General features: G+C 69.3%; 21 protein-coding genes. 11 read left to right on the top strand and 10 right to left on the bottom strand.

What is annotated here, in order from left to right; translation table 11 throughout:
- The first annotated feature begins 275 nt into the window (after window positions 1–275).
- Both BMZ47_RS22640 and BMZ47_RS22635 read left to right on the top strand, forming a co-directional pair.
- Complete coding sequence (locus BMZ47_RS22640) at window positions 276–668, top strand: DUF2267 domain-containing protein (RefSeq protein WP_091864298.1); 393 nt, start codon at window positions 276–278, stop codon at window positions 666–668.
- A gap of 223 nt (window positions 669–891) precedes the next feature.
- The gene (locus BMZ47_RS22635) at window positions 892–1,110 is read left to right on the top strand and encodes a hypothetical protein (RefSeq protein ID WP_091864297.1); all 219 of its coding nucleotides are present in this window, start codon (window positions 892–894) and stop codon (window positions 1,108–1,110) included.
- A 7-nt stretch (window positions 1,111–1,117) separates the two neighbouring features.
- On the opposite strand, the gene BMZ47_RS22630 is transcribed toward BMZ47_RS22635, so the two are convergent.
- Both BMZ47_RS22630 and BMZ47_RS22625 read right to left on the bottom strand, forming a co-directional pair.
- The gene (locus BMZ47_RS22630; RefSeq protein WP_091864296.1) at window positions 1,118–1,981 is read right to left on the bottom strand and encodes a hypothetical protein; all 864 of its coding nucleotides are present in this window, start codon (window positions 1,979–1,981) and stop codon (window positions 1,118–1,120) included.
- A gap of 84 nt (window positions 1,982–2,065) precedes the next feature.
- Complete coding sequence (locus BMZ47_RS22625) at window positions 2,066–4,141, bottom strand: M3 family metallopeptidase (protein WP_091864295.1); 2,076 nt, start codon at window positions 4,139–4,141, stop codon at window positions 2,066–2,068.
- Window positions 4,142–4,323: 182 nt separating this feature from the next.
- On the opposite strand from BMZ47_RS22625, the gene BMZ47_RS22620 reads away from it, so the two are divergent.
- The 3 genes from BMZ47_RS22620 (at window position 4,324) to BMZ47_RS22610 (ending at window position 7,050) form a co-directional block, all read left to right on the top strand.
- The gene (locus tag BMZ47_RS22620; protein WP_091864294.1) at window positions 4,324–5,220 is read left to right on the top strand and encodes an extensin family protein; all 897 of its coding nucleotides are present in this window, start codon (window positions 4,324–4,326) and stop codon (window positions 5,218–5,220) included.
- 82 nt (window positions 5,221–5,302) lie between these two features.
- On the top strand, window positions 5,303–6,403 hold the full coding sequence (locus tag BMZ47_RS22615) for a L,D-transpeptidase family protein (protein WP_208601090.1): 1,101 nt from the start codon (window positions 5,303–5,305) through the stop codon (window positions 6,401–6,403).
- Between the two features lie 257 nt (window positions 6,404–6,660).
- Window positions 6,661–7,050, top strand: coding sequence for a response regulator (locus BMZ47_RS22610; RefSeq protein ID WP_007561989.1), 390 nt, complete (start codon window positions 6,661–6,663; stop codon window positions 7,048–7,050).
- A gap of 9 nt (window positions 7,051–7,059) precedes the next feature.
- On the opposite strand, the gene BMZ47_RS22605 is transcribed toward BMZ47_RS22610, so the two are convergent.
- Together BMZ47_RS22605 and rsmI are read right to left on the bottom strand one after the other, a co-directional pair.
- On the bottom strand, window positions 7,060–7,449 hold the full coding sequence (locus tag BMZ47_RS22605) for a YraN family protein (protein ID WP_091864293.1): 390 nt from the start codon (window positions 7,447–7,449) through the stop codon (window positions 7,060–7,062).
- A complete protein-coding gene (gene rsmI / locus BMZ47_RS22600) occupies window positions 7,446–8,432 on the bottom strand; it encodes a 16S rRNA (cytidine(1402)-2'-O)-methyltransferase (protein WP_208601089.1) in 987 nt (328 codons plus the stop codon). Before rsmI ends, BMZ47_RS22605 begins: the two co-directional genes overlap by 4 nt.
- A gap of 135 nt (window positions 8,433–8,567) precedes the next feature.
- On the opposite strand from rsmI, the gene BMZ47_RS22595 reads away from it, so the two are divergent.
- Entirely contained in the window at window positions 8,568–9,845 is a 1,278-nt protein-coding gene (locus tag BMZ47_RS22595) for a penicillin-binding protein activator (RefSeq protein WP_091864292.1), read from the top strand.
- On the opposite strand, the gene hemW is transcribed toward BMZ47_RS22595, so the two are convergent.
- From hemW to rph, 3 genes are read right to left on the bottom strand one after another with little or no spacing between them, the layout of a single operon-like run.
- Window positions 9,846–11,021, bottom strand: coding sequence for a radical SAM family heme chaperone HemW (gene hemW, locus BMZ47_RS22590; protein ID WP_208601088.1), 1,176 nt, complete (start codon window positions 11,019–11,021; stop codon window positions 9,846–9,848).
- Between the two features lie 38 nt (window positions 11,022–11,059).
- A complete protein-coding gene (rdgB, locus tag BMZ47_RS22585; protein WP_091864290.1) occupies window positions 11,060–11,689 on the bottom strand; it encodes an RdgB/HAM1 family non-canonical purine NTP pyrophosphatase in 630 nt (209 codons plus the stop codon).
- The gene (gene rph / locus BMZ47_RS22580; protein WP_091864289.1) at window positions 11,686–12,399 is read right to left on the bottom strand and encodes a ribonuclease PH; all 714 of its coding nucleotides are present in this window, start codon (window positions 12,397–12,399) and stop codon (window positions 11,686–11,688) included. Before rph ends, rdgB begins: the two co-directional genes overlap by 4 nt.
- 166 nt (window positions 12,400–12,565) lie before the next feature.
- Between rph and hrcA the strand changes: the two genes are divergently transcribed.
- Window positions 12,566–13,621 (top strand): heat-inducible transcriptional repressor HrcA, encoded by a 1,056-nt coding sequence (gene hrcA, locus BMZ47_RS22575; RefSeq protein ID WP_007561975.1) that lies wholly within the window; start codon window positions 12,566–12,568, stop codon window positions 13,619–13,621.
- A 21-nt stretch (window positions 13,622–13,642) separates the two neighbouring features.
- On the opposite strand, the gene BMZ47_RS22570 is transcribed toward hrcA, so the two are convergent.
- Complete coding sequence (locus tag BMZ47_RS22570) at window positions 13,643–15,643, bottom strand: methyl-accepting chemotaxis protein (protein ID WP_091864288.1); 2,001 nt, start codon at window positions 15,641–15,643, stop codon at window positions 13,643–13,645.
- Between the two features lie 879 nt (window positions 15,644–16,522).
- Complete coding sequence (locus BMZ47_RS22565) at window positions 16,523–17,338, bottom strand: DUF1236 domain-containing protein (RefSeq protein WP_091864287.1); 816 nt, start codon at window positions 17,336–17,338, stop codon at window positions 16,523–16,525.
- 240 nt (window positions 17,339–17,578) lie between these two features.
- Between BMZ47_RS22565 and BMZ47_RS22560 the strand changes: the two genes are divergently transcribed.
- From BMZ47_RS22560 to BMZ47_RS22550, 3 genes are all read left to right on the top strand, one after another.
- The gene (locus tag BMZ47_RS22560; protein ID WP_091864286.1) at window positions 17,579–18,943 is read left to right on the top strand and encodes an MFS family transporter; all 1,365 of its coding nucleotides are present in this window, start codon (window positions 17,579–17,581) and stop codon (window positions 18,941–18,943) included.
- A 91-nt stretch (window positions 18,944–19,034) separates the two neighbouring features.
- The gene (locus BMZ47_RS22555; protein ID WP_091864285.1) at window positions 19,035–20,204 is read left to right on the top strand and encodes an alpha/beta hydrolase; all 1,170 of its coding nucleotides are present in this window, start codon (window positions 19,035–19,037) and stop codon (window positions 20,202–20,204) included.
- Window positions 20,205–20,259: 55 nt separating this feature from the next.
- Window positions 20,260–20,541 (top strand): DUF2312 domain-containing protein, encoded by a 282-nt coding sequence (locus BMZ47_RS22550; RefSeq protein WP_050734557.1) that lies wholly within the window; start codon window positions 20,260–20,262, stop codon window positions 20,539–20,541.
- A gap of 40 nt (window positions 20,542–20,581) precedes the next feature.
- Here BMZ47_RS22550 and BMZ47_RS22545 read toward each other — a convergent pair whose 3' ends face one another.
- Window positions 20,582–21,571, bottom strand: a complete 990-nt coding sequence (locus BMZ47_RS22545; protein WP_091864284.1) for a phosphoribosylaminoimidazolesuccinocarboxamide synthase — start codon at window positions 21,569–21,571, stop codon at window positions 20,582–20,584.
- Between the two features lie 684 nt (window positions 21,572–22,255).
- Between BMZ47_RS22545 and BMZ47_RS22540 the strand changes: the two genes are divergently transcribed.
- Window positions 22,256–23,008 carry a Crp/Fnr family transcriptional regulator gene (locus BMZ47_RS22540; RefSeq protein ID WP_091864283.1) on the top strand — a complete coding sequence of 251 codons (753 nt, stop codon included), beginning with the start codon at window positions 22,256–22,258 and terminating at the stop codon, window positions 23,006–23,008.

Genomic DNA, 23,008 nt, shown 5'->3' with positions numbered 1-23,008 from the left:
GCCCAATGCGCGTTCGGTCGATCCGCTGGAAAGCCCCGAAGGGCGGCGAGAATCGCCGCAGCGGAACGACTGGGGCACAGAGCTTACCGCTGTCCTGCGCCACCGCCTACGAGGCCACGGCGCGCGACGCGGCGCAAGGCCGGCCCGTCGATTGCCGGTCCTGGGCCGACCGAAAGGTCCGGGTTGCGGTTTGCCCGCGAAGTCAGGACCCGCGCTTGATTTCCGGCGGCTCAGAGTCGAAGGACGTCTGGAAACGTTCCGAAGAGATCAGCGCCATGGAAGAATTGCTCGCCCGCGTCACCGCCCGCACCGGGCTCGACGCCGCGACCGCACAGACGGCCATCGGGCATATCCTGGCCTTCCTGCAGAAGGAGGGTCCCGCGACCGAGGTCAATCAGCTCCTGGCCGCGCTGCCCGGTTCTGAGTCGCTGATCGCCGAGTCGAATGCCGGCGAGAGCGGCGGTGGCGGCCTCATGGGCATGCTCGGCGGCATGATGGGCGGCGGTGGCGTCATGGCGCTCGGCCAGAAGCTGATGGCGGCCGGCGTGCCCATGGGCCAGATGCAGCCGCTCGGCCAGGAGCTGTTCGCCTTCGGCCGCGAGAAGGTCGGTGAGGACGCGATGGGCCCGATCATCGGGTCGATCCCGGGGCTCAACCAGTTCGTCTGACGATACCCGCGTCCCGAAAGCGGCAGACCGCCTTTCGGGACGCGCCTTCGGCCAGTGCTATGTGTGCCGTCGCACTGTTTTCGGGCCGCGCCTGGACAATCGTAAAAAAGTGGTTTCGCCGCGAAAGCTTAGCGGAACCCGTCCACGCGATCCCCGTTATTCGGGATGCGATCCGGGCCACTGCCATCGGCGGATGACCGGCTCGCACTCAAGCAGGCCGGCCATGCCCGTCTTCGAAGCCAAAAACCTGGACAGCGCGTTCGAGGGCCAGGCGCTCCTCGCCGCGATTCTGCATCCGACCCGCGCGGCACAGACCCGCGCCCTGCGTCACGGCCGCCGCCGGGCCGAACGCGCCGCCGCGATGGCCGATCCGCTGTCGCTCGAGCCGCGGTTTCCGACCCCCAGCGACGAGCTCGCCTCGGCCACGCTCCAGGGACGCTGAGCCGTCCTTACCAGGGCTGGGGCGTGATCAGGCCTTGGCGCGTCACAACCACCCATTCGCGGCCGCGGCGCTCGACGCCCTCGACCCGCCCGACGCCCGGGAGCGTATCGCCCGGCCCGACCTCGACGATGCGCCGCCGCCGGTTCTCCAGGATGGCCGCGCCGTCATAGACGTCGCGCACCGCCCAGCCATCGATCACCGGCGGCTTCTCCGCGACGGCGGGCTTCGGCTTGGCCTCCGCGGGCTTCGCCTCGGCGGTCTTGGCATCCGTAATCTTCGCGTCCGACGTCCGCGTCTCGGCGAGGCTTCCGGTCTGGGTCGGCTCGGCCTTCACAATCGCCGCGGCGGATGTGCGGCGCTCGAGCTGCGTGGCGAGGTTGGCGATCCGGCCGCTCTGCTCGCGCTCGACCTGTTCGAGGCGCTCGCCCAGGGCCGCCGTCTTGGCATTCAGATTCTTGTCGAGCTGCGCCAGGCGTTCGCCCAACGCGGAGCTGCGCGCGCCGGCTTCCTTGCGGGCGGTGTCGGTGGCGGCGCGGAGATCCGCGAGGACTTGGTGGAGCTGCGCGATGTCGGCGCCGAGACGCGCGGTCTCGGTCCGTCCGGCATCGACGGTGGCGCTCAACGCCACGACGGCATCGCTCGGCACGCTGCCCGAGCCTGAGCGGGCGGCGACGCCGGCACCGACCAGCAGGCCGACCGCGAGGGCGGCGCCCGGAATCGCGTAGCGGCGCAGGTCGATCCCGGCGAGCGACGGCATCGCAAAGCGCGGCGCGGCCGGGGCCGGCTCGGGCTTCGGATCCGCCTTCCCCGCCACGACGGCCTTGAGCAGCTCGTCGGGAGAGAGGGCCGGCTTGGCTTCAATCTTCGTCATCGCCCCCAACTCCGCCTACAGGGAATCCCTGCAAGCGTTCGTTAAGGACGTTTGTTTACGAAATCCTTACCGGCCCTACGCGGGTCAGGCCGCGAGCCCCCGCTTCTTCAGCAGCGGCGCGATGCTCGGCATGCGGCCGCGAAACGCCGTGTAGGCGTCGCGCGGGTCGCGCAGGTTGCCGGCGCCGTACACGTAGGTGCGCAGGCGCTTCGCCGTCTCCGGATCGAAGATGTCGCCGGCCTCCCGGAACGCGTCGAAGGCGTCGGCGTCCAGCACCTCGGACCAGAGGTAGCTGTAGTAGCCGGCCGCGTAGCCGTCGCCGGAGAAGATATGGGCGAAATGCGGCGTCCGGTGCCGCATGCTGATCTCGGCCGGCATGCCGATCCGCTGCAGGGCGTCGGCCTCGAAGGCCGGCACGTCGAGGCCCGATTCGCCGCCCGCCGAGAGGTGCAGGGTCATGTCGACGATGGCCGAGGCGGTGTATTCCACCGTGGCGAAGCCCTGGTTGAAGGTACGGGCCGCCAGGAGCTTGCGCAGCAGCGCGTCGGGCATCGGCTCGCCGGTCCGGTGGTGGCGGGCATGGGCCTGCAGAACCTCCGGCTGCTCCAGCCAATGCTCGTAGAGCTGCGACGGCAACTCGACGAAGTCGCGCGACACCGATGTCCCGGAGAGCAGCGGATAGGTCACGTCCGACAGGAGCCCGTGCAGGGCGTGGCCGAATTCGTGGAACAGGGTGCGGGCGTCGTCGAAGGACAGGAGCGCGCTCTCGCCGGGAGGCGCCTTGGCGAAGTTCATCACGTTGACGATGATCGGCGTGACCGTGCCGTTCAAGCGTTCCTGCGAGCGGAACGCGCTCATCCAGGCGCCCGAGCGCTTCGACGACCGGGCGAAGTAATCGCCCAGGAACAGGCCGACCTCGGACCCGTCCGGGTTGCCGACCCGCCAGACGCGCACGTCCGGGTGGTAGCGCGGCACGTCGGACAATTCCTCGAAGGTCAGGCCGAACAGGCGCGAGGCCGTGTCGAAGGCTGCCTGGATCATCCGGTCGAGCGGCAGGTACGCCTTGACCTGGCTCTCGTCGAGGTCGTGCTCGGCCCGGCGCAGCTTTTCGGTGTAGTGGCGCCAATCGTGCGCCTGAAGCGCGAAATTGTGGCCCTCCTGCTGGACGAGCGCCTGGAGCCGCTCGCGCTCCTCGCCAGCCCGCGCCCGGCCCGCTGTCCAGACGTCGCGCAGCAGCTCCATGGCGGCGTCGGGGCTCGCCGCCATCGTGTCGTCGAGCTTGAAATGCGCGAAGCTGTCGAAGCCCAGCAGCCGGGCGTGCTCGGCGCGCAGCCCGACCATCTCGACGATGATCGCCCGGTTGTCGGTGGCGCCGCCGTTCTCGCCGCGCTTCGTCCAGGCCGCATAGGCCTTCTCGCGCAGGTCGCGGCGGGTCGAGCACACCAGGAACGGCTCGATCAGCGAGCGCGACAGGGTGATGACGTGGCCCTCCAGCCCGCGCTCCCGGGCCGCGCTCTCGGCGGCGGCGCGCAGGAACGGCGGCAGGCCGGCGAGATCGTCCTCGCCGGAGAGCGGCAGGGTGAAGCTGCTCTCGTCGGCGAGCAGGTTCTGGCTGAACTGGGTGCCGAGTTCGGACATCCGCGCGGCGATTTCGGCGATGCGCGCCTTGTCGGCCGGACCGAGATCGGCACCGGAGCGGCGGAAGCGGATGCGGTAGCGGTCGAGGACCCGGCGTTCCTCCGGCCCCAGACCCTCCGCCTCGGCGTCCACCGCCGAGATCCGCGCCCAGAGCTGCGGATTCAGGTAGATGGCGCTGCCGTGCCGAGACAGTTTCGGGCCGATCGTCCGCTCGATCGCCTGCAACTCCGGATTCGTGTGACTGCCGGTCAGGTTGTAGAAGACGCCGGCCACCCGCTCCAGGGCCTGGCCGGCGCGCTCCATCGCCGCGACGGTGTTGGCGAAGGTCGCAGGCGCCGTGTCGGACGCGATGCCCGCGATCTCGGCAGAGTGGGCAGCGAGCGCCGCCTCGAAGGCCGGCATGTAATGCTCCGGCTCGATCCGCTCGAACGGCGGCAGGCCGTGCGGCGTGCTCCACTGCGCGTCGCGGAAGGGGTTGTCCTGCGGCAGGCTCGGGAGCCCGGCATCGGCGACATCCGGCATTCGGTCCTCGGTGGTGCGTTGGTCCGACGGGTCGTGCGGCCCGTCCTCCGGGCCGCGAGATGGGGTCCGCGGCCCTTTGACGGAAGACAGAGGCCCGATCGGCAGCCCCGTCAACCGGGCCGATGTGATCCGAATGCGGTTCCGTTCGTTTCCCCCGGCCTATGCCCGCGCTTCGAGGTCCCATGCCGCCCCGCCGACCGACGATCTTCTTGGCCTCAAGCGCCCTCGCCCTGGTCCTCTGCGCATTGGCGCCCGCGCCGGGCTCGGCCGCGGAGGCGCCCGCCGTTCCGGTGCCGCCGCCGCTTCCGCCCGAGCGGCCGAGCGAGCTGAAGCCGGCCCAGCCGGCGGAGCAGAAGCCTGCGCCGACAGCCGAATCCGGTAAGCCGACGCCCCCGGCGCGTCCTGCCGAGCCGACCTCGCCGGCCAAGGACGGTGCCGCGGAGGCTCAGAAGCCCGGGATGCCGGTGCCGCCCCCGACCCCGCCGGAGCGCCCTCCGGAATTGTCCGGCGAGGCCGCGCTCGCCCTCAAGGTCTCCCCCCCGGACGACACCGCCTGCCGGGTGCGTCTCAAGCGCCTCGGCGTCGAGTTCGAGCCGCTGCCGCCCATCGCCGAGGGCCAATGCACGGCGCCGCTGCCGCTGAAGGTGACCAAGCTCGCCGACGGGATCGCGCTGCCGGGGGGCGCGACGCTGACCTGCCAGGTCGCGGAATCCTTCGCGCGCTGGGCCACGGAGGTCCAGGTCGCGGCGGACCGGACGCTCAAGCATCCGCTGACCGGGGTCGAACTCGGCGGCACCTATGTCTGCCGGGGGCAGAACCACGATGTCGATGCCAAGCTCAGCGACCACGCCTTCGCGGCGGCCGTCGACGTGATGGGCTTCACCTTCGCCGGTCGCGCCGGCATCCCGGTCAAGGCGATGCCGGCGGGATCCGAAGAGGCGGAGTTCCTGGCCTCGATCCGGGGCAAGGCCTGCGGCTTCTTCCGCACGGTCCTGGGGCCGGGCAGCAACGCGGCCCATGCCAACCACTTCCACCTCGACGAACGTGAGCGCAACGCCGGGCATCGCCTGTGCGAGTAGCCCGGGCCCGGCGGCGGAACGTTCAAGCGCGCTCGATACTTGTGCGACCGGAGCGCGCCTGCTCCCGGAGAGCTGTACGTCCATGATGCGGAGATCCTCGCGGCCGGTTTGCGCGGCTCTGCTGGTGTTGAGCCTGGCGGCACCGGGGGCCGCCCTGGCGCAGCCCGACAAGGCGCCCGCACTGACCGCCGAGGCGATCAACGGCGCGACCTTCAAGGCGCCGGAGCCCGAAAAGACCGCGAAGCAGGCGGAGAAGAAGTCCGGCAAGAAGGCCCGGGCCGCCAAGAAATCCGACGACAAACCCGACGCGCTGATCGTGAAGGCGCAGATCCTGCTGGATCGCGCACGGTTCTTCCCGGGGGCGATCGACGGTCTGAAGGGCGAGAATTACCAGCAGGCGCTCTCGGCCTTCGCGGTGGCGCAGGGTCTGCCCGCGACCCGGGACCTGACGCAGGAGCTCTGGGACAAGCTCCAGGCGACGAGCGACAAGCCGGCCGTGTCCGATTACGCGATCACCGACGCGGACGCGTCCGGCCCCTATGTTGAGAAGATCCCGCCCAAGATGGAAGAGCAGACCGACCTCAAGGAGCTCGGCTACACCAACCCGCGGGAGATGCTGGCCGAGCGGTTCCACATGAGCCGCGACCTCGTCAGCGCCCTCAACCCGGACAAGCCCCTCGACAAGGCCGGCACGTCGATCATCGTGGCCGCGGTCGATCCGATGGGCTTGGACAAGCCCAAGGGCAAGGACCTGCCGCAGGAGCCCAAGGTCGAGCGGATCGAGGTGGACAAGACCAGCCACGACGTCCGCGCCTTCGGGGCCGACGGCAAGCTGCTCGGCTATTACCCGGCCTCGATCGGCAGCACCGAGAAGCCGGCGCCGAGCGGCGAGACCAAGGTGAAGGGCGTCGCGTTCGACCCGGACTACACCTACAACCCGAAATACGCGTTCAAGGGCGTGAAAACGCAGCAGAAATTCTCGATCAAGCCGGGGCCGAACAATCCGGTCGGCCTGGTCTGGATCGACCTCGCGATCCCGAGCTACGGCATCCACGGAACGCCCGAGCCCGAGAAGGTCGGGAAGACCGAGTCCCACGGCTGCATCCGGCTGACCAACTGGAACGCCCGCGACCTCGCGGCGCATGTGAGCCGCGGCGCCAAGGTCACGTTCAAGGACGAATGATCGGTCGCGTCGCGCGATGCCGGCCCGGAAACCGGCAAAAATGTATCGTCGGTTAACATCGACGCGGTCATTCACCCGGGAACGGCAAGCGAACGCTTGACACGTCCGGTATTCCAGGCGACGCCACGGGTGGTCTCGCGGACCGCCTGGCGATGCCGCCCGGCGCTTCTCAGCGCTACTCCAGCGGCTCGCGAGGCGATACCAACCGCACGGCAAGATCCCCGGTTCGGGGGTGATCGAAGGGAAGACGGCCCGGCGTGACTGCTGACCCCAACGATGACGTCCTGAACGGCGTCCGCGTGCTCGTCGTCGAAGACGAAGCCGCAATCTCGATGCTCCTCGAGGACATGCTGCTCGACTTCGGCTGTGCCGTGGTCGGACCGGCTGCACGGCTCTCGACCGCGCTCGAGATGGCTTCGCAGGAGACGTTCGAGATCGCGATCCTCGACGTGAACGTGGCCGGCGAGCCGATCTACCCGGTGGCCGAGGCGATCGTGCAGCGCGACCTGCCGCTCGTGTTCTCCACGGGCTATGGCGGCGCCGGCATCCGCGAGCCGTTCCGCGACCGGCCGGTGGTGCAGAAGCCTTTCAGCCAAGCCGACCTCAAGCGCACGCTGATCGGCGCGATCCGCGCCGCCCGGGGCTGAACGCCCCTCCTACAAGCCTTCGATGGTGAAGACGTCCGGCAAATGGGCCGGCCATTCGCCGGGGCCGACGAAGACCGCGTCGGCCCGCAAGGTCATCCCCGCACACCAGGGATTGCGGCCGATCCAGGCCCGCACGGCGCGCGAGAAGCGCCGTTTCTTGGCCGCGTCGATCGCGACGCGGGCCTCGTCCAGGCTGGACCGCGCCTTCACCTCGACGAACACGATGGTGCGCGGACGGCGGACGATCAGGTCGATCTCTCCCCCGGCGAAGCTCACCCGGCGCCCGATCGGCCAGTAGCCCTTCAGCAGAAGGGCCGCCATCGCCAGCCACTCGGCCCTGTATCCGCGCAGATGGGCGGCGCGCCGCCGCAGGGCTTGGTCCGGCACGGTCTCGTTCACCCCTGGCTGTCCCGGGCCAGGGCCAGCGCCCGGGTATAGATGGCCCGGCGCGGCTGCCCGGTCTCGTCCGCGACGAGGCTCGCCGCATCCTTGATCGAGTGCCGCTCCAGCGCGGCGCGGATCAACCCGTCGAGGGCAGCATCCCCCTCGACCGGGCGGTCCGGATGGGTCGCGGCGCCGATGATGACGACGATCTCCCCCTTCGGCGCGCCCTCTTGGCCGAAGCGCTCGCTCAGGGAGCCCAGCGTGTCCCGGCGGATCGTCTCGTAGAACTTGGTCAGCTCGCGGGTGACCGCGGCCGGACGGTCGGCGCCGAGCACCGCGGCGGCATCCGCAAGCATCTCGGGCAGACGGTGGGGCGACTCGAACAGGACGAGCGTGCCCGGGACCTGGGTGAGGGCTTCGAGGCGGTTGCGCCGGGCGCCGGCCTTCTGCGGCAGGAAACCCTCGAAGAAGAACCGGTCGGTGGGCAGGCCCGCCGCCACCAGCGCGGTCATGACGGCGGACGGCCCGGGCACGGGGGTGATCGCGATCCCGGCCTCGATCGCGGCCTGGACCAGCTTGTAGCCAGGATCTGAGACGAGGGGGGTGCCGGCATCCGAGACCAGGGCGAGGGCCTCGCCGGCCCGGAGCCGCGCCACCATCCGGTCGCGCACGGTGTCGTTCGAGTGCTCGTGATAGGCGAGCAGCGGCGTCGTGATGCCGTAATGGGCCAGCAGCGTCCGGGTGACGCGCGTATCCTCGGCCAGCACCGCGTCGGCCGCCGCCAGGGTGGCGAGCGCCCGGATGGTTATGTCGCGCAGGTTGCCGATCGGCGTCGCCACGATGTGCAGCCCGGGCGATAGAGGCTCGGTCTCGCTGGCCAGCCCGAAGGCCGTGAAGGTGGTGTTCCGCGGCCGGTCCGCACCGGGCTTCTGCGCAGGGGGCGTGGCGGTGGGTTGGGTTGAGATCGCGGGCCCCGGGGCATCGAATCGACGTGTCATCGCGGGCGATCTTGCCACACTCCACGCCCCGCGTCGCGGCGGCGCGTCGAGACCGGGGGCAAACCGGCAGCGCCGCGTTTACATTTGAAAACGGCCCGGTCAGGTTGGCCGGACATGCCCGAAGGAGCCCGCGCCATGGTGCGTCCGAAGTGTGGGCGGACCCGTCTCGCGCGTGTCGCCGCCCTGACCGTCGCCCTCAGCGCCCTCGCGCTCGGCGGCTGCGTCGGCGGATTCGGGGACGGGCATGCGGCCCGCCGCGGCGCTCCGGCCCGGGCGGCGCTGTCGCCGCCGGCCGAGGTGCCGCTCGGCAACGCGCCCGCCCCGTCGGCCGGCGCTCCGCTGACCCCGGCCGCTGCCGGGAGCAACCGCATCGGTACCGGCGCCGTGAAGGTCGCGCTGGTCCTGCCGCTCACCGGCACGGGTGTGGCGGTCGGCAGCGCGATGCGCAACGCGGCCCAACTCGCCTACGACGAGTCGCAGCAGCCCGACCTGACGATCCTGGTCGAGGACGATCACGGCAGCGCCGACGGTGCCCGGGACGCGACCCAGGAGGCCCTGAAGCAGGGTGCCGACATCGTGCTCGGCCCGGTCTTCGCCGCCAACGTCCAGGCGGCCGCCGTGCCCGCCAAGGCTGCGGGCAAGCCGGTGATCGGCTTCTCGACGGACGCCTCCGTGGCGGCCCGGGGCGTTTATCTCCTGAGCTTCCTGCCGCAGCCGGAGGTCGACCGGATCGTCGATGATTCCGTGGCCGCCGGCCGCCGCTCCTTCGCGGCGCTGATTCCCGAGACGGCCTACGGCAACGCGGTCGAGGCGGAATTCCGCGAGGCCGTCGCCCGCAAGGGTGCCCGGGTGGCGGCGGTCGAGCGCTATCCGTCCGGTGCGCCGGGGCTGGCGGTCGAAAGGCTGGCCCGGGTGATCACCGGGGCCGGCGCCACCGCCGACACGTTGTTCATCCCGGAGACGGCCGAGGCCATGCCCGCGGTCGCCGCGTCCCTCACCAAGGCCGGCTACAATCCCGCCCGGGTCCGGCCGATCGGCACGGCCCTCTGGAACGAGCCGGCCCTGTTCGCGCTGCCGGCGCTGCAGGGCGGACGGTTCGCCTCGCCCGACCGGACCGGCTTCTCGAATTTCAGCGGCCGCTATCAGGCAAAGTTCGGCGCGGTGCCGCCGCGGGTCGCCTCGCTGGCCTACGACGCCGTGATGCTGTCGGCGGCGCTGACGCGGCAATACGGCTCGCAGCGCTTTGCGGAGACGACGCTGACCAACCCGTCGGGCTTCGCCGGGACCGACGGCACCTTCCGGTTCCGGCCGGACGGGCTGAGCGACCGGTCGCTGGCGGTCTACGAGATCCGCAACAACGCCGCCACCCTGGTCAGCCCGGCCCCGCGCGTCCTGGCCAAACCCGGCACCTGATCAGGCCGCGAGTTCGGCCACCAGGGCGTTGAGCACCGGCGCGCCGCGCGGCGTCGCCGCGATCCGCCCGCCGGGCAGGCGGTGCAGCAGGCCGTCGCCCACCAGCATGCCGATGCGGTTGCCGTTCAGCGGCCGGCCCTTCAGGGCGGCGTAGCGCTCGGGGTCGATCCCTTCGGCGAGCCGCAGGCCCATCACGAGGAACTCGTCGGCCTGGTCCGCGGCCTGCAGCGTCTCGGTCTCGACGATGCCGTGTCCGTCGCGCTCGACCCGGGCAAGCCATTCCTCCGGGCCGCGCTCGGTGACGGTGCCGATCCGGCCCGCCGGGGTGACCAGCCGCCCATGCGCGCCCGGGCCGATGCCGGCATATTCGCCGTAGCGCCAGTAGAGCAGGTTGTGTCGGGATTCGGCGCCCGGCCGGGCGTGGTTGGAGATCTCGTAGGCGGGCAGGCCCGCCTGGCCGCAGACCTCCTGGGTCACGTCGTAGAGGACGCGCCCGGTCTCGTCGTCCGGCGTCACCAGCTTTCCGGCGGCGGCCAGCCCGTGGAACGGCGTCCCGGGCTCGATGGTGAGCTGGTAGAGCGACAGGTGCTCGGCGGCGCGGGTGAGCGCTTCGCTCAGCTCGGCCCGCCACAAAGCGGGGGTCTGGTCGGGCCGGGCATAGATCAGGTCGAACGAGGTCCGGTCGAACACCGCCTGCGCGACGCCGATCGCCGCGAACGCCTCCGCGGCATTATGCAGCCGCCCGAGCTTCTTCAGCGAGACATCGTCCAGCGCCTGCACGCCGAGCGACACCCGGTTCACCCCGGCGGCGCGGTAACCGCGGAACCGGTCGGCCTCCACGCTCGACGGGTTGGCCTCCAGGGTGATCTCGGCATCGGGCGCCACCGCCCAATGCCCCGCCACCGCGTCGAGCAGGCCCGCCACCGTGGCGGGCGCCATCAGCGAGGGCGTGCCGCCCCCGAGAAAGATGCTGGTGACCGTGCGGCCGGGGGTGTGGGCGGCGTTGTGGGCGATCTCGGCCCGGAACGCGTCGAGGAAGCGCGGCTGGTCCACGCCGGCGTGCCGGACGTGGCTGTTGAAGTCGCAATACGGGCACTTCGCGGCGCAGAAGGGCCAGTGCAGGTAGATCCCGAAGCCCGCGTCGCGGGTCGGATGGTCCGGGCCGGTCGAAGTCATGATTGCCGGGATGTGAGCGTCCCGGCCCGGTTTGGCAATCAGGAAGCCGGCGCCAGGCAGGCGCGACTCAGCAGCACGAAGGCCCGGGCCCGGTGGGACAGCCCCTCACCCTTCTGCCAATCGCCCCCGTGCTTTCCCTCGGCGGTCATCTCGCCGAAGGTCTGGGCATGGCCGTCCGGCTGGAAGATCGGATCGTAGCCGAAGCCGGCATCGCCGCGCGGCGGAACGAGCGTCCCGAACACGCGCCCCTCGAACAGCTCGGTGTGGCCATCCGGCCAGGCGAGCACGAGGGCGGAGACGAAATGCGCCTTCCGGTTCGTCGCCCCGCGCTGCTCCAGCTCCGAGAAGACCCGCGCCATCGCGGCGGAAAAGTCCTTGGTCGGGCCCGCCCAGCGGGCGGAGAAGATTCCGGGAGCCCCATCGAGGGCGTCGACGCACAGGCCGGAATCGTCCGCGAAGGCCGGCAGCCCGGTGGCCTGGGCGGCCGCGTGGGCCTTGATCGCGGCGTTCTCGGAGAACATCGTCCCGGTCTCATCTGGCTCGGGCAGCCCGAGCTTGCCGGCCGAGACCGCCTCGATCCCGAACGGCGTTAGCAATGCGCGCATCTCTGCGAGCTTGCCCGCATTGTGGGTGGCGATGACCACCTTGCCGGTGAGACGGCGGCTCACGCGATCGCCTCCTTCTGGAGCGCCACCAGCCGGTCGGTGCCGGCGCGGGCGAGGTTCAGCAATTCGAGGAGCTGATCCACGGAGAACGGCTCCATCTCGGCGGTGCCCTGGACCTCGACGATGCCGCCCGTGCCGGTCAGCACGAAGTTGGCATCGGTGTCGGCCGCCGAATCCTCGGCATAATCGAGGTCGAGCACCGGCGTGCCCTTGTACAAACCGCACGAGACCGCAGCAACGTGATCGCGCAGCGGGTCCACCGAGATGATCGAGCGGGTGCGCATCCAGGCGAAACAATCGTAGAGTGCGACCCAGGCGCCGGTGATCGCAGCGGTGCGGGTGCCGCCATCGGCCTGGATCACGTCGCAATCGACCGTCACCTGACGCTCGCCCATGGCAGGGAGATTCGTCACCGCCCGGAGGGAGCGGCCGATCAGGCGCTGGATTTCCTGGGTGCGGCCCGACGGCTTGCCCGAATTGATCTCCCGGCGCGTCCGGTCATGCGTGGCGCGCGGCAGCATGGCATACTCGGCCGTGATCCAGCCCTTGCCGGAGCCGCGCAGCCACGGCGGCCCGCGCTCCTCCAGGGAGGCGGTGCAGAGCACGCGGGTGTTGCCGAAGCTGACGAGGCACGAGCCCTCGGCATAGCGCGAGACCGCGCGCTCGAGGGTCACGGGCCGCAGCTCGTCGGCGGCGCGCTTCGAAGGCCGCATCGCGGGCCCTTTCTGGTGAGAGAGTAAGGGCCGGGCTCTTAGGCCGCCGGGCCGGCGCGGGCAAGCATCGCCGGATGGATTGATCCCGCGACACCGGGCGGACATGATCGGACGACAGGATGACCGCGTGACCGACCTGAACCCCAACATTCCACAAGGCCCATCGATGCAGGCGCTCGACGCCCTCAACGAGCGCGCCCGCGAGATCTTCCGGCAGATCGTCGAGAGCTATCTCACGACCGGAGAGCCGGTGGGCTCGCGCAATCTGGCGCGCATTCTCCCGATGGCCCTGTCGCCGGCCTCGATTCGCAACGTCATGGCGGATCTGGAGCATTCCGGCCTGATCTTCGCGCCCCACACCTCCGCCGGCCGCCTGCCGACCGAGCTGGGCCTGCGCTTCTTCGTCGACGCGATGCTGGAAGTCGGCGATGTCGGGCAGGAGGAGCAGGCCCGGATCGAGGCGCAGATGCGCGCCGCCGCCTCCGGCCACACCTTCGATTCAGCTCTGGCCGAGGCCTCGACCATGCTGTCGGGCATCTCGCGCGGCGCCGGCGTCGTGCTGACCACCAAGGCCAATGTCCATCTGAAGCATATCGAGTTCGTCCGCCTCGACCCCGCCCGCGCCCTGGTGGTGCTGGTCTCGGATGACGGCTCCGTGGAGAACCGGCTGGTCGACTTGCCCCCCGGCCTGCCGGCCGGCGCGCTCCAGGAGGCGACGAACTTCCTCAACGCCCGGCTGCAGGGCCGCACCCTCGGGACCCTGCGGGCCGAGATCGAGGCCGGCCGCAAGGCGATGAAGCGGGAGCTCGACGCGCTGACCGAGCGCCTGGTCGATGCCGGCCTTGCCACGCCCGTGGGTCCGAGCGAGGCGCGACAGCTCATCGTGCGCGGCCAGGCGAACCTGCTCGACGACCTGCGCGCCGTCGAGGATCTCGAGCGGATCCGCCTGCTGTTCAACGATCTGGAGACCCAGAAGGACGTCATCGACCTCCTGGCCCGCGCCGAGGGCGGCGAAGGCGTGCGGATCTTCATCGGCTCCGAGAACAAGCTGTTCTCGCTCTCGGGCTCCTCCTTGATCGCCGCGCCGTTCCGGGACGGGTCCCAGAAGATCGTCGGCGTCGTCGGGGTGATCGGCCCGACGCGGCTGAACTACGCCCGCATCGTGCCGATGGTCGATTACACCGCCCGAGTGGTCTCGAAGCTGCTCGACGGAGCGCGCTGACGGCTCACGAACGGGCCTGGCTCAGGCGGCCCGTACGGTGTGCAGGAAGTCCGCGACCTCCTGAGAGAGCTGCGCCGATTGCCGCGACAGCGCGGTGGCGGCGTCCAGCACCTGATGCGCCGCCGCGCCGGTCTGCTCGGCCGCCTGGGCCACGCCGGTGATGTTCGTCGTCACCTCGTCCGTCCCGCTGGCCGCCTGGCTGACGTTGCGCACGATCTCCTGGGTCGCCGCGCCCTGCTCCTCAACCGCCGCCGCCACCGCGCCGGTCACGTCGTTGATGTCGCGGATGCGCGTCACGATCCCGCCGATCGCCTGGGCGGCGTGATCGGTCGAGCCCTGGATCCGGGTGATGTAGCCGGTGATCTCTTCGGTGACGCGCCCCGTCTGGGCCGCGAGCTCCTTCACCTCGGAGGCCACGACCGCGAACCCCCTCCCCGCTTCCCCGGCCCGGGCCGCCTCGATCGTCGCGTTCAGCGCCAGCAGGTTGGTCTGGGCCGCGATGCTGGAGATCAGACCGACCGCATCGCCAATCTTCGACACCGCCTCGGCCAGCTCCTGCACCAGATGCCCGGTCTGGTCCGCCTCGCCGACGGCGGCCTGCGCCAGGTTCGCCGAGCCTTCGACCTGGCCGGCGATCTCCCGCACGCTGGAGCCGAGCTGCTCGGCGGCCGCGGCGACGGTGCGGACATTGGTGGCGGCCTCTTCGGCGGCGGCTGCCACGCTGGTCGATTGCGCCGCCGCCTGGGTGGCGCTCGCCGTCAGGGTCTGGGCCGTCGCCTCGAGCTCGGTGGCCGAGGACGAGACCATGCCGACGATCGCCCCGACGGCCCGCTCGAACCCATCGGCCAGCGCGATCATCGCGTGCTTGCGCTCCGCCGCGGCGGTCTCGTCGGCGAGGCGCCGCGCCTCGGCCTCGTCGCGGGCCTTCTGCGCCACGAGAGCCTTGATGCCTTCGACCGCCCGGCCGACCATGCCGATCTCGTCGCTGCGGCGCGCCTCGGCGATCTCGGCATCGATGGCGCCCCGGCTCATGCGCTGCAGCGCGCCGACCAAGCGGTTCAGCGGACGCGCGACGGTCGAGGCCATCAACCGGCTGACAACGATGGCCAGCAGCAGGAGCGCACTCAGTGTCGCCGCCGCCATCATCTGAGCGAGATGCTGGACAGGCTGAAAGGCTGTGGCGCGGTCGACAGAAAGGGCGACATACCAATCGAGCCCAGCCGGAAGATTCGGAATACGGGCGAAGACCGTCAGCGTCGGCCGGCCGCCCTCGAGGGTCTCGACCACCTGGTCGCCGATTTTCGGCAGTGCTCCAGACAAAAGGTCAGACAGTGGCTTGCCGATCAATTCGGCGCGCGGATGGATCAGCACTGTGCCCTTACCGGACACCAGATAGGCGTAGCCTTTCCCGCCCGCTGCGACGGCACTGATCATCTGCGCGAGTCCTGCCGCTTCGAAATCGCCACCGACCACACCTATAAGCGTCCCCGCCTCGTCATGAACGGGTGCCGCGGTCGTGATGACAAAACCGCCACGGCTGGCCGAAGTGTAGGGTTCAGTGACGATCGGACCGTTCGCAGCTGACACATCCCGGAACCAGGGGCGCTTACGCGGATCGTAGCCCGGCGGCACCGCACTTTTCGGCATCTTGATGTAGGCGCCGTCCGTGCGTCCGATGTAGCTAACGTAGAATGTTTCACGGACGATCGGCGCGCCAAGCACCGCATCGACGGCCGGTTCGGCGCCCTGAGCTGGGACCTGTTGGGCCATCATCTGGGTGAGGTCGAGCTTGCCACGCAGCCAGTTGGCGACACTCCGCGCTGTCGTAGCGCTCAGATTCGACATGCTCGTATCGATGTTAGCACGCAGAACAGCCGATTGCGCGATATAAATGTACGTCGAACTTGCGGTGAAAGTGATACAGACGATCATTAGGATGAGCAGCGTGGCCCGGCCAGATATACCCAATCGCAAACGGGAGCCTCCCGTCGGTCCCGCTGCCACTGAGATCTGCTCCGACATGGTACAACCCCCAAAATTTCGCAATCAAGCAACGCCAATATTAAGATTCATATTCATGCGCAGTAAACATTACTGCCATTGAATGCGAGAGCGGATGCCCAATAAACTGAATCCCAAATCTCGTAATATTCAGAAATGGGAGATCAACGCGTCGCGAATCTGCCCATCAGCAAGCGATATATCATCCGGTCGTTACGGACTGCTTGAAAAATCGATGACCTTCCGGTATGATGAACGGCAGTCCAATGGCGTACGACAGAATGGCCTTGAGTGGATTGAGCAGGCATCCCATTCACGACCGTATAGATGTCAGAATTAACGGATCAGCTTAATACAAAATCGCAATCGGATAGAAAAATCTGGCGTCCCGTACAATATTCCAGGCACAAGCAACCTTATATTTTAGCTACTGCGATTTTCGCAGAGGTTCTAGAGCCTTTCACAAAGCGCCTTACCACCGCGAGATCTCTACTCTGCACGACCGCGCAGAGGGCGTTTTGTGAGAGGCTCTAAGGCCTCGGCTAGGATCTTCAGCCCTACCGCACGCGGCTTGCTCACGAGCCCTTGCCGCACGCGCTGGTCACCGCCGCGATCGTGCGGGCCGGGCAACAACCGTGCAACAGTTGCCGCCGTTTCTCAGAAGGATACGGCCCGCATAGGCCCCGGCAGACGCAGTCTCCGCCTACCGGGCCATGAGCTGTGTCAGAGCGAACGCGAGCTGAAGCCAGTTGCTGACGCGCTGCGCAGCAGAGCCATTGAGCCGCGACCTCTCGGCCTCGATCGTTTTTAAAATATTGGATGGGACTAAAATCGTTCTAACGACTGTAGCTGCGCGCAGGAAAAATTCTCCTACGCGCAGCGCTGTAACGACAGTGAAGCTTACGCCGGAATCACGTCGACGATCTCGTAGGTGTCGGGATCGACGATCACGATGTCGTCGCGCACCAGGATGAAGTCGTAGCCCTCGTATTCCGGCACGATCTCGACGATCGCCGGCGGCAGCCGGTGCAGGCTGACGGAGCGCGGGATCGCGGTTCCGACCGCCAGCCTGAACGCCACGTCCCGCAGCGGCGAGACGCCGAGGCGGGTGATCGAGCTGCGGAACTCGGTGCGCTGGCGGGTGTCGAGGCGCGTGACGGCGCCGCGGGCAGAGCCGCCGCCGCGGCCACCCCGGACTCCGTCGCGTCCACCGCGGTCGCCACGCTCGCCTGCCGCACCGCGATCGCCGCGCTGACCCGGGCCGGTCTCGTCGCGCCCGTTGCGATCGCCGCGCTGGCCCGGGCCGGTCTCGTCACGCCCGCCACGCTGCTCGGCCGGGCCGCCGTCACGGCCGCCCCGCTCGGCGGCACCGGGATTGCCGCCAAGACCGTTCCGATCGCCGGCGCCCGGACCGGCACGGCCGGGTCCTTCGGCACCGCGGCCAGCCGGGCCGCCGGGCTCGGCGCCGCGCCCACCGCCATCCGCGCCGCCGCGCATCCCGCCGCCCTCGGCACCACCGGCGCCGCCGCGCATGCCACCGCCGCCGGCCCCGCCCGGCCCCGCGCCGCCGCCCGCCGCCGGGCCGGCACCGCCGCCTGCACCGCCGCCGCCGGCCGCCGGACCGCCGCCTCCGCCCGGGCCGCCCTGCGCAAAGGCCGTCGCCGCGCCGGCAATGAGGATGGCGGCTGCCACCGTGTCCCTGAAGATCCGTGTCATGGCGTTTCGTCCCGTTGCCGTTGGCGTGCCCGCAGCACGCGTGCCGGGCCGCAACGGGGTCCCGGGGGAATCCGTTCCGTGCCGACGCCCGATAGACACCGAGGGGAAATGACACGGACGCGCGCTGTCCCGGTCAAAGTCCGATCACGGCCTTGCGATCACGGGCACCGCCTGTAACGTCGCGCCCATCGAAGAATAGGCCGGCTGTTACCGGCCGATGAGTCACGCGACGGAGACGCCATGTCCGCCCTGAGGGACGATACGATCGGTATCGCGCCGAGCGCTGCCGACGATGCGGCCGACCGCAAGCGTCGGATCTGGGCGATCGTCGGCTCGTCCTCAGGCAATCTCGTCGAGTGGTACGACTTCTACTGCTACGCGTTCTTCGCGCTCTACTTCGCGCCCGCCTTTTTCCCGAAGGGCGATTCCACCAGCCAGCTCCTCCAGACGGCCGGCATCTTCGCGGTGGGCTTCTTCATGCGCCCGGTGGGCGGTTGGCTGTTCGGGCGCATCGCCGACCGGGTCGGGCGCCGGACCTCGATGGTCGTCTCGGTGCTGATGATGTGCTTCGGCTCGCTCCTGATCGGCATCCTGCCGACCTATGAGCATGTCGGGACGCTGGCGCCCGTGCTGCTGTTGCTGGCGCGCATGCTGCAGGGCCTGTCGGTGGGCGGCGAGTACGGCACCTCGGCGACCTACATGAGCGAGGTGGCGATCAAGGGGAAGCGCGGGTTCTTCGCGTCGTTCCAGTACGTCACCCTGATCGGCGGGCAGCTGCTCGCCTCGCTGGTGCTGGTGCTGCTCCAGACCGTGATGACCAGCCAGGACTTGTCGTCCTGGGGCTGGCGCATCCCATTCTTCATCGGCGCCGGTCTGGCGGTGGTGGCGCTCTACCTCCGGCGCTCGCTCGCCGAGACCAAGGAAGCCGGCGACAAGGAGAATGCCGGCACCTTCGCCGAGCTGTTCAAGCATTGGCGGGCGTTCTGCGTGGTCCTCGCCTACACGGCCGGCGGATCGTTGAGCTTCTACACCTTCACGACCTACATGCAGAAATACCTGGTCAACACCGCCGGCATGCCGAAGACCTCGGCCTCGCAGGTGATGACCGTGGTTCTGTTCGTCTACATGATCATCCAGCCGCTGTTCGGGGCGCTGTCCGACAAGATCGGCCGCAAGGCGAACATGCTGCTGTACAGCGGGCTCGGCACGCTCATGGTGGTGCCGCTGATGACGGCGCTCGGGACCAACAAGGATCCCTACCTGGCCTTCGCGCTGATCACCCTGGGCCTGTCCGTGGTGTCGTTCTACACCGGCATCAGCGGCATCGTGAAAGCCGAGCTGTTCCCCACCAACGTGCGGGCGCTGGGGGTCGGCCTGTCCTACGCCCTGGCCAACGCCATGTTCGGCGGCACCGCCGAGTTCGTCGCCCTGTGGTTCAAGGATGCCGGCATGGAGAGCACGTTCTTCTGGTACGTCACCGTGCTGATGGCGGTGGCCTTCGTGGGCTCGCTGATCATGCCGAACCCGAAGGTGCACGGCTATCTCGACGGCGCCGGCACCGTGGAAGAGGCGCTCGGGAAAAAGCGCCGCTTCGCCCATGCCTGAAACCGGCCGGCCGGGGGTTCGGCTGGACCGGTTGGTATTCTGTCGCTGATATGCCCCCGTCGGGCGCGCCAGACGTCCGCGGGAGGATACCATGCTCAAGACCGCCGCTGCCGGCGCTTTGACGCTGTTCTGCCTCGGGGTGGGCTTCGCCCGGGCCGAAGACGCCGGACCGTTTAGGCCCACGCAGCCCGCCGGCTACTTCTTCGTCGGCGGCCGCTACGAGACCACGAACATTAATACCACCGCCCTCGGGCAGATGTTCGTGGAGTACCGCGCCCCTTCGCGGATCACGCAGCTCTATCCGGTTGTGATGGTCCACGGCACGGCGCAGACCGGGACCAACTTCCTCGGCACGCCCGACGGACGGCCCGGCTGGGCCGACCGCTTCGCCGCCAAGGGCTTCGCGGTCTACGTGGTCGATCAGGTCGGGCGAGGCCGCTCGGGCGGCGATGCCGAGATCTACGGCCCCTATGCCCGCCTGCCCATGGAGGATCTCGAGACGGTCTTCACCGGGCAGGAGCGGTCGGCGCTCTACCCGCAGGCGACGCTGCACACCCAATGGCCGGGCGGTCCGGGCCTGCGCGGCAACGCCGCCTTCGACCAGTTCTACCGCTCGCAGGTCCCCTATATCGCGAGCGCCCTGAAGAGCGAGGAGCTGGTCGATCCGGCGCTGATCGCGCTCCTGGAAAAGATCGGGCCGGCGATCGTCCTGACCCATTCGCAGGCCGGCGTGTTCGGCTGGGCGGTCTCGGACCAGCGGCCCGATCTCGTGAAGGCGCATGTCGCCGTCGAGCCGAACGGGCCGACCTTCTTCGACATCAAGTTCAAGGGCGGCGCCGAATGGTACGAGCGGGTCGGCGACGCCCGGGCCCGCCCCTACGGCATCACCCGGGTGCCGCTGCAGTTCGAGCCGCCGGTGAGCGGCCCGGCGGACCTGACCGTGGTCCAGGCCGAGCACGCTTCCGGGCCGGACCGGATCCGCTGCTGGCTGCAGGCGGAGCCCGCCCGCGCCCTGCCGAACCTGGCCAAGGTGCCGGCCGTGATCGTGACCGCGGAGGCCTCGTTCCGGGCGACCATGGACGATTGCACGGCGGCGTTCCTCACCCAGGCGGGCGCCAAGCCGGATCGGCTGGCGCTGGCCGAGCACGGCATCCACGGCAACGGCCACATGATGATGCTGGAATCGAACAGCGATCAGGTTGCGGACGCGATCGTCGGGTGGATCGAGACGCGGATCGGCGCCGGCCAACCCCGGCCTTAACCCCCTGCTTACCCTCTGCCGCGAGGGTGGCCCCCGTCATACGACGAGGCTTTGCATGACCGACATGACCGACACCGTGGGCGTCGCGGGCGACCGCATCCGCTCGATCATCGAGCGCGTGGAACGGCTGGAGGAGGAGATCAAGGACCTGATGGAGGCGAAGAAGGAGATCTTCGCCGAGGCCAAGGGCGAAGGCCTGGACGTCAAGATCCTCAAGGAGATCCTGAAGATCCGCAAGCAGGACAAGGACGAGCGCGACGAGCACGAGACGCTGCTCGACGTCTACCTGCGGGCCATGGATGCGCCCGCCCCGGCGCCGATCAAGGCGGCCGCCTGACGCGACCGGAAGGGACGGCGCGCTGTGCGCCGTCCCGCCCTCAGCGGATCGGCTCGGCCGCCAGATAGGCGGCGATGTTGCGCCGGACGCGATCGAGCGGCGCCTCGCCGGGATCGGGCAACGTGAAGCGCGCGCCGGTGATCGTCTCGTAGGCGCGGATATAGACCGCGGCGGTTTCCAGCACGACGTCCGCCGGGATCTCGGGGATCGGGTCCTTGTAGGGATCGCACCGCGCCACGACCCAGTTGCGCACGAAATCCTTGTCGAAGCTCTCCGGCGCGGCGCCGGCTTCGAAGCGCTCAGGGTAGCTCTGCGCGAACCAGTAGCGGCTGCTGTCCGGCGTGTGGATCTCGTCGGCGAGCACGATACGGCCCTCCGGATCGGTGCCGAACTCGTATTTCGTGTCCGCCAGGATCAGCCCCCGCTCCGCCGCCAGTTCCTGGCCGCGGGCGAACAGCGCCAGGGCCGCTTCGGACACGGTCCGCCACTGTTCCGGGCTGAGCAGCTTGCGCTCCAGGATCTCGGCCTCGGTCAGCGGCTCGTCATGGCCGCCGTCGAACGCCTTGGTGGTCGGCGTGATCACGGCCTGCTCCAGGCGCTCGTTCGGGCGCATCCCGTCCGGGAAACGATGCCCGTACATCTCCCGCTCGCCGGCCCGATAGCGCGTGAGCACCGAGGTCGAGGTCGTACCCGCGAGGTAGCCGCGCACGACCACCTCCACGGGCAGGATCTCCAGGCGGCGGCCGACCACGACGTTCGGGTCCGGATAGGCGAGGACGTGGTTCGGACAGAGGTCGGACGTGCGCTCGAACCAGTAGCGGGCGGTCTGCGTGAGCACCTGGCCCTTGAACGGGATCGCGGCGAGCGCCCGGTCGAAGGCGCTGATCCGGTCCGATGTGATCAGGATGCGCCGCCCGTCCGGCAGGTCGTAATTGTCCCGGACCTTGCCGCGATAATGGTTCGGCAGTTCGGGCAGGGTCGCCTCGCGCAGGACCTGATGGGCGTGCGGGGCGAGATCTGCCTTGTTCATCGGACCGTTCCGTCAGGGCTGCACGGCGACCGCGCCGCTCCCGCGTGTGTGCGCGGACGCGGCGGAGATTTCCAGCCCCCGCCGCGGCCTTTACCCCGGCGCCGCGAAGCTCCGGGGCGCGTCGCTCAGGCGGCGCGAACCGTGTGGAGGAAGCGCTCGACCTCGGCGGCGAGGTGCTCGGATTGCCGCGACAGCTCCGAGGCTGCATCCAGGACCTGGTCCGCGGCGGCGCCGGTCTCCTCGGCGGCGCCGTGCCAAAGCCAGGATCACGTCTGCGATTCCCGTATCGGCCAGCGACCGATGAAGACCGGAGACAGCGCCATCGGCGGCCGCAGCAGCGATGCCAGGCATCGCACCGCCTGGATCATCCCCCCGGATAGACGAGGATCCCTGGACCTGCCTCAGCCCGGTCAGAAACAAAGCGCGGTTCTGCCGAAGACGGGCCAATCGACGATTAGCGCATACAGCGAGCCCGGGCTTCGTCTCATGGACCAAGACTTCCGGAGGTCCGCATCGCCAAGCCCCCTCATGAGTGTGCATTTCCATACAATTATAAGCGGTGAGTAGCAGTGTTGCGCTGTGGCTCGGGCGCAGGGTTGCTGCTATGCCGGGCCTGCAACAGCTCTCGACCCTGAGAGCTGATGGCGGCGGGATCGCGTGCACTCGCCGGCAGGCGGGGGAGCGATGACGGGACCTTCTCAACACACCGGCAAGCACCCGTTCGTTCGCAAGATCGAGAGCATCGCCCTTTTCACGCTGACGGAAGACGAGCGGGCCGCGCTGCATGCCCTGCCGATGCAGGTGTCTCAGTTCGAGCCCTACCAGGACATCGTGCGCGAGGGGGATCGCCCGGCACGCTGCTTCGCCCTGCTGGAGGGCATTGCCTGCACCTACAAGACGACGCAGGGCGGCAAGCGTCAGGTGATGGCGTATCACGTCGCCGGAGACATACCCGACATCCAGAGCCTGCACCTCAAGGTGCTCGACATCAGCATCGCCACCATCAATCCCTGCAAGGTCGGCTTCGTCCAGCACGACGCCGTGCGGGCGCTCCTGCGGGCATTTCCACGATTGGGCGATGCCCTGTGGCGCACGACGCTGATCGACGCCGCCATGGTGCGGGAGTGGATGCTCAACACCGGTCGCCGGGATGCCTATGCCCGCATGGCCCATCTCTTCTGCGAATTGGTCACGCGGTTCGGCGTCGTCGGCCTCGCCCCGGATCGGAGTTGCGAGATGCCGATGATCCAGCCGGAACTGGCGGACGCTCTCGGGATCACGCCGGTTCACGTCAACCGCACGATCCGCGAATTGAAGGAAGCCGGGTTGATCACGCTGCGCAGCCGGCGCCTGATCGTCCACGATTGGGAAGGCCTGAAGGCGGCGGCCGAGTTCGACCCGGCCTACCTGCACCTCACCGACCCGGACGAGATCTGA

The sequence above is a fragment of the Methylobacterium brachiatum genome (genome assembly GCF_900113845.1).
Taxonomy (GTDB): Bacteria; Pseudomonadota; Alphaproteobacteria; order Rhizobiales; family Beijerinckiaceae; genus Methylobacterium; species Methylobacterium brachiatum.
Note: the sequence above shows the minus strand (reverse complement) of the source record. Positions and strands in the feature narration are given on the sequence as shown.

What these genes read in the sequence shown, in the direction of transcription:
- BMZ47_RS22640 (WP_091864298.1), top strand. Translation starts at nt 276, where the DNA reads ATGGAAGAATTGCTCGCCCGCGTCACCGCCCGCACCGGGCTCGACGCC.
- BMZ47_RS22635 (WP_091864297.1), top strand. Translation starts at nt 892, where the DNA reads ATGCCCGTCTTCGAAGCCAAAAACCTGGACAGCGCGTTCGAGGGCCAG.
- BMZ47_RS22630 (WP_091864296.1), bottom strand. Translation starts at nt 1,981, where the DNA reads ATGACGAAGATTGAAGCCAAGCCGGCCCTCTCTCCCGACGAGCTGCTC.
- BMZ47_RS22625 (WP_091864295.1), bottom strand. Translation starts at nt 4,141, where the DNA reads ATGCCGGATGTCGCCGATGCCGGGCTCCCGAGCCTGCCGCAGGACAAC.
- BMZ47_RS22620 (WP_091864294.1), top strand. Translation starts at nt 4,324, where the DNA reads ATGCCGCCCCGCCGACCGACGATCTTCTTGGCCTCAAGCGCCCTCGCC.
- BMZ47_RS22615 (WP_208601090.1), top strand. Translation starts at nt 5,303, where the DNA reads ATGATGCGGAGATCCTCGCGGCCGGTTTGCGCGGCTCTGCTGGTGTTG.
- rsmI (WP_208601089.1), bottom strand. Translation starts at nt 8,432, where the DNA reads ATGACACGTCGATTCGATGCCCCGGGGCCCGCGATCTCAACCCAACCC.
- BMZ47_RS22595 (WP_091864292.1), top strand. Translation starts at nt 8,568, where the DNA reads ATGGTGCGTCCGAAGTGTGGGCGGACCCGTCTCGCGCGTGTCGCCGCC.
- hemW (WP_208601088.1), bottom strand. Translation starts at nt 11,021, where the DNA reads ATGACTTCGACCGGCCCGGACCATCCGACCCGCGACGCGGGCTTCGGG.
- rph (WP_091864289.1), bottom strand. Translation starts at nt 12,399, where the DNA reads ATGCGGCCTTCGAAGCGCGCCGCCGACGAGCTGCGGCCCGTGACCCTC.
- hrcA (WP_007561975.1), top strand. Translation starts at nt 12,566, where the DNA reads ATGCAGGCGCTCGACGCCCTCAACGAGCGCGCCCGCGAGATCTTCCGG.
- BMZ47_RS22570 (WP_091864288.1), bottom strand. Translation starts at nt 15,643, where the DNA reads ATGTCGGAGCAGATCTCAGTGGCAGCGGGACCGACGGGAGGCTCCCGT.
- BMZ47_RS22565 (WP_091864287.1), bottom strand. Translation starts at nt 17,338, where the DNA reads ATGACACGGATCTTCAGGGACACGGTGGCAGCCGCCATCCTCATTGCC.
- BMZ47_RS22560 (WP_091864286.1), top strand. Translation starts at nt 17,579, where the DNA reads ATGTCCGCCCTGAGGGACGATACGATCGGTATCGCGCCGAGCGCTGCC.
- BMZ47_RS22555 (WP_091864285.1), top strand. Translation starts at nt 19,035, where the DNA reads ATGCTCAAGACCGCCGCTGCCGGCGCTTTGACGCTGTTCTGCCTCGGG.
- BMZ47_RS22550 (WP_050734557.1), top strand. Translation starts at nt 20,260, where the DNA reads ATGACCGACATGACCGACACCGTGGGCGTCGCGGGCGACCGCATCCGC.
- BMZ47_RS22545 (WP_091864284.1), bottom strand. Translation starts at nt 21,571, where the DNA reads ATGAACAAGGCAGATCTCGCCCCGCACGCCCATCAGGTCCTGCGCGAG.
- BMZ47_RS22540 (WP_091864283.1), top strand. Translation starts at nt 22,256, where the DNA reads ATGACGGGACCTTCTCAACACACCGGCAAGCACCCGTTCGTTCGCAAG.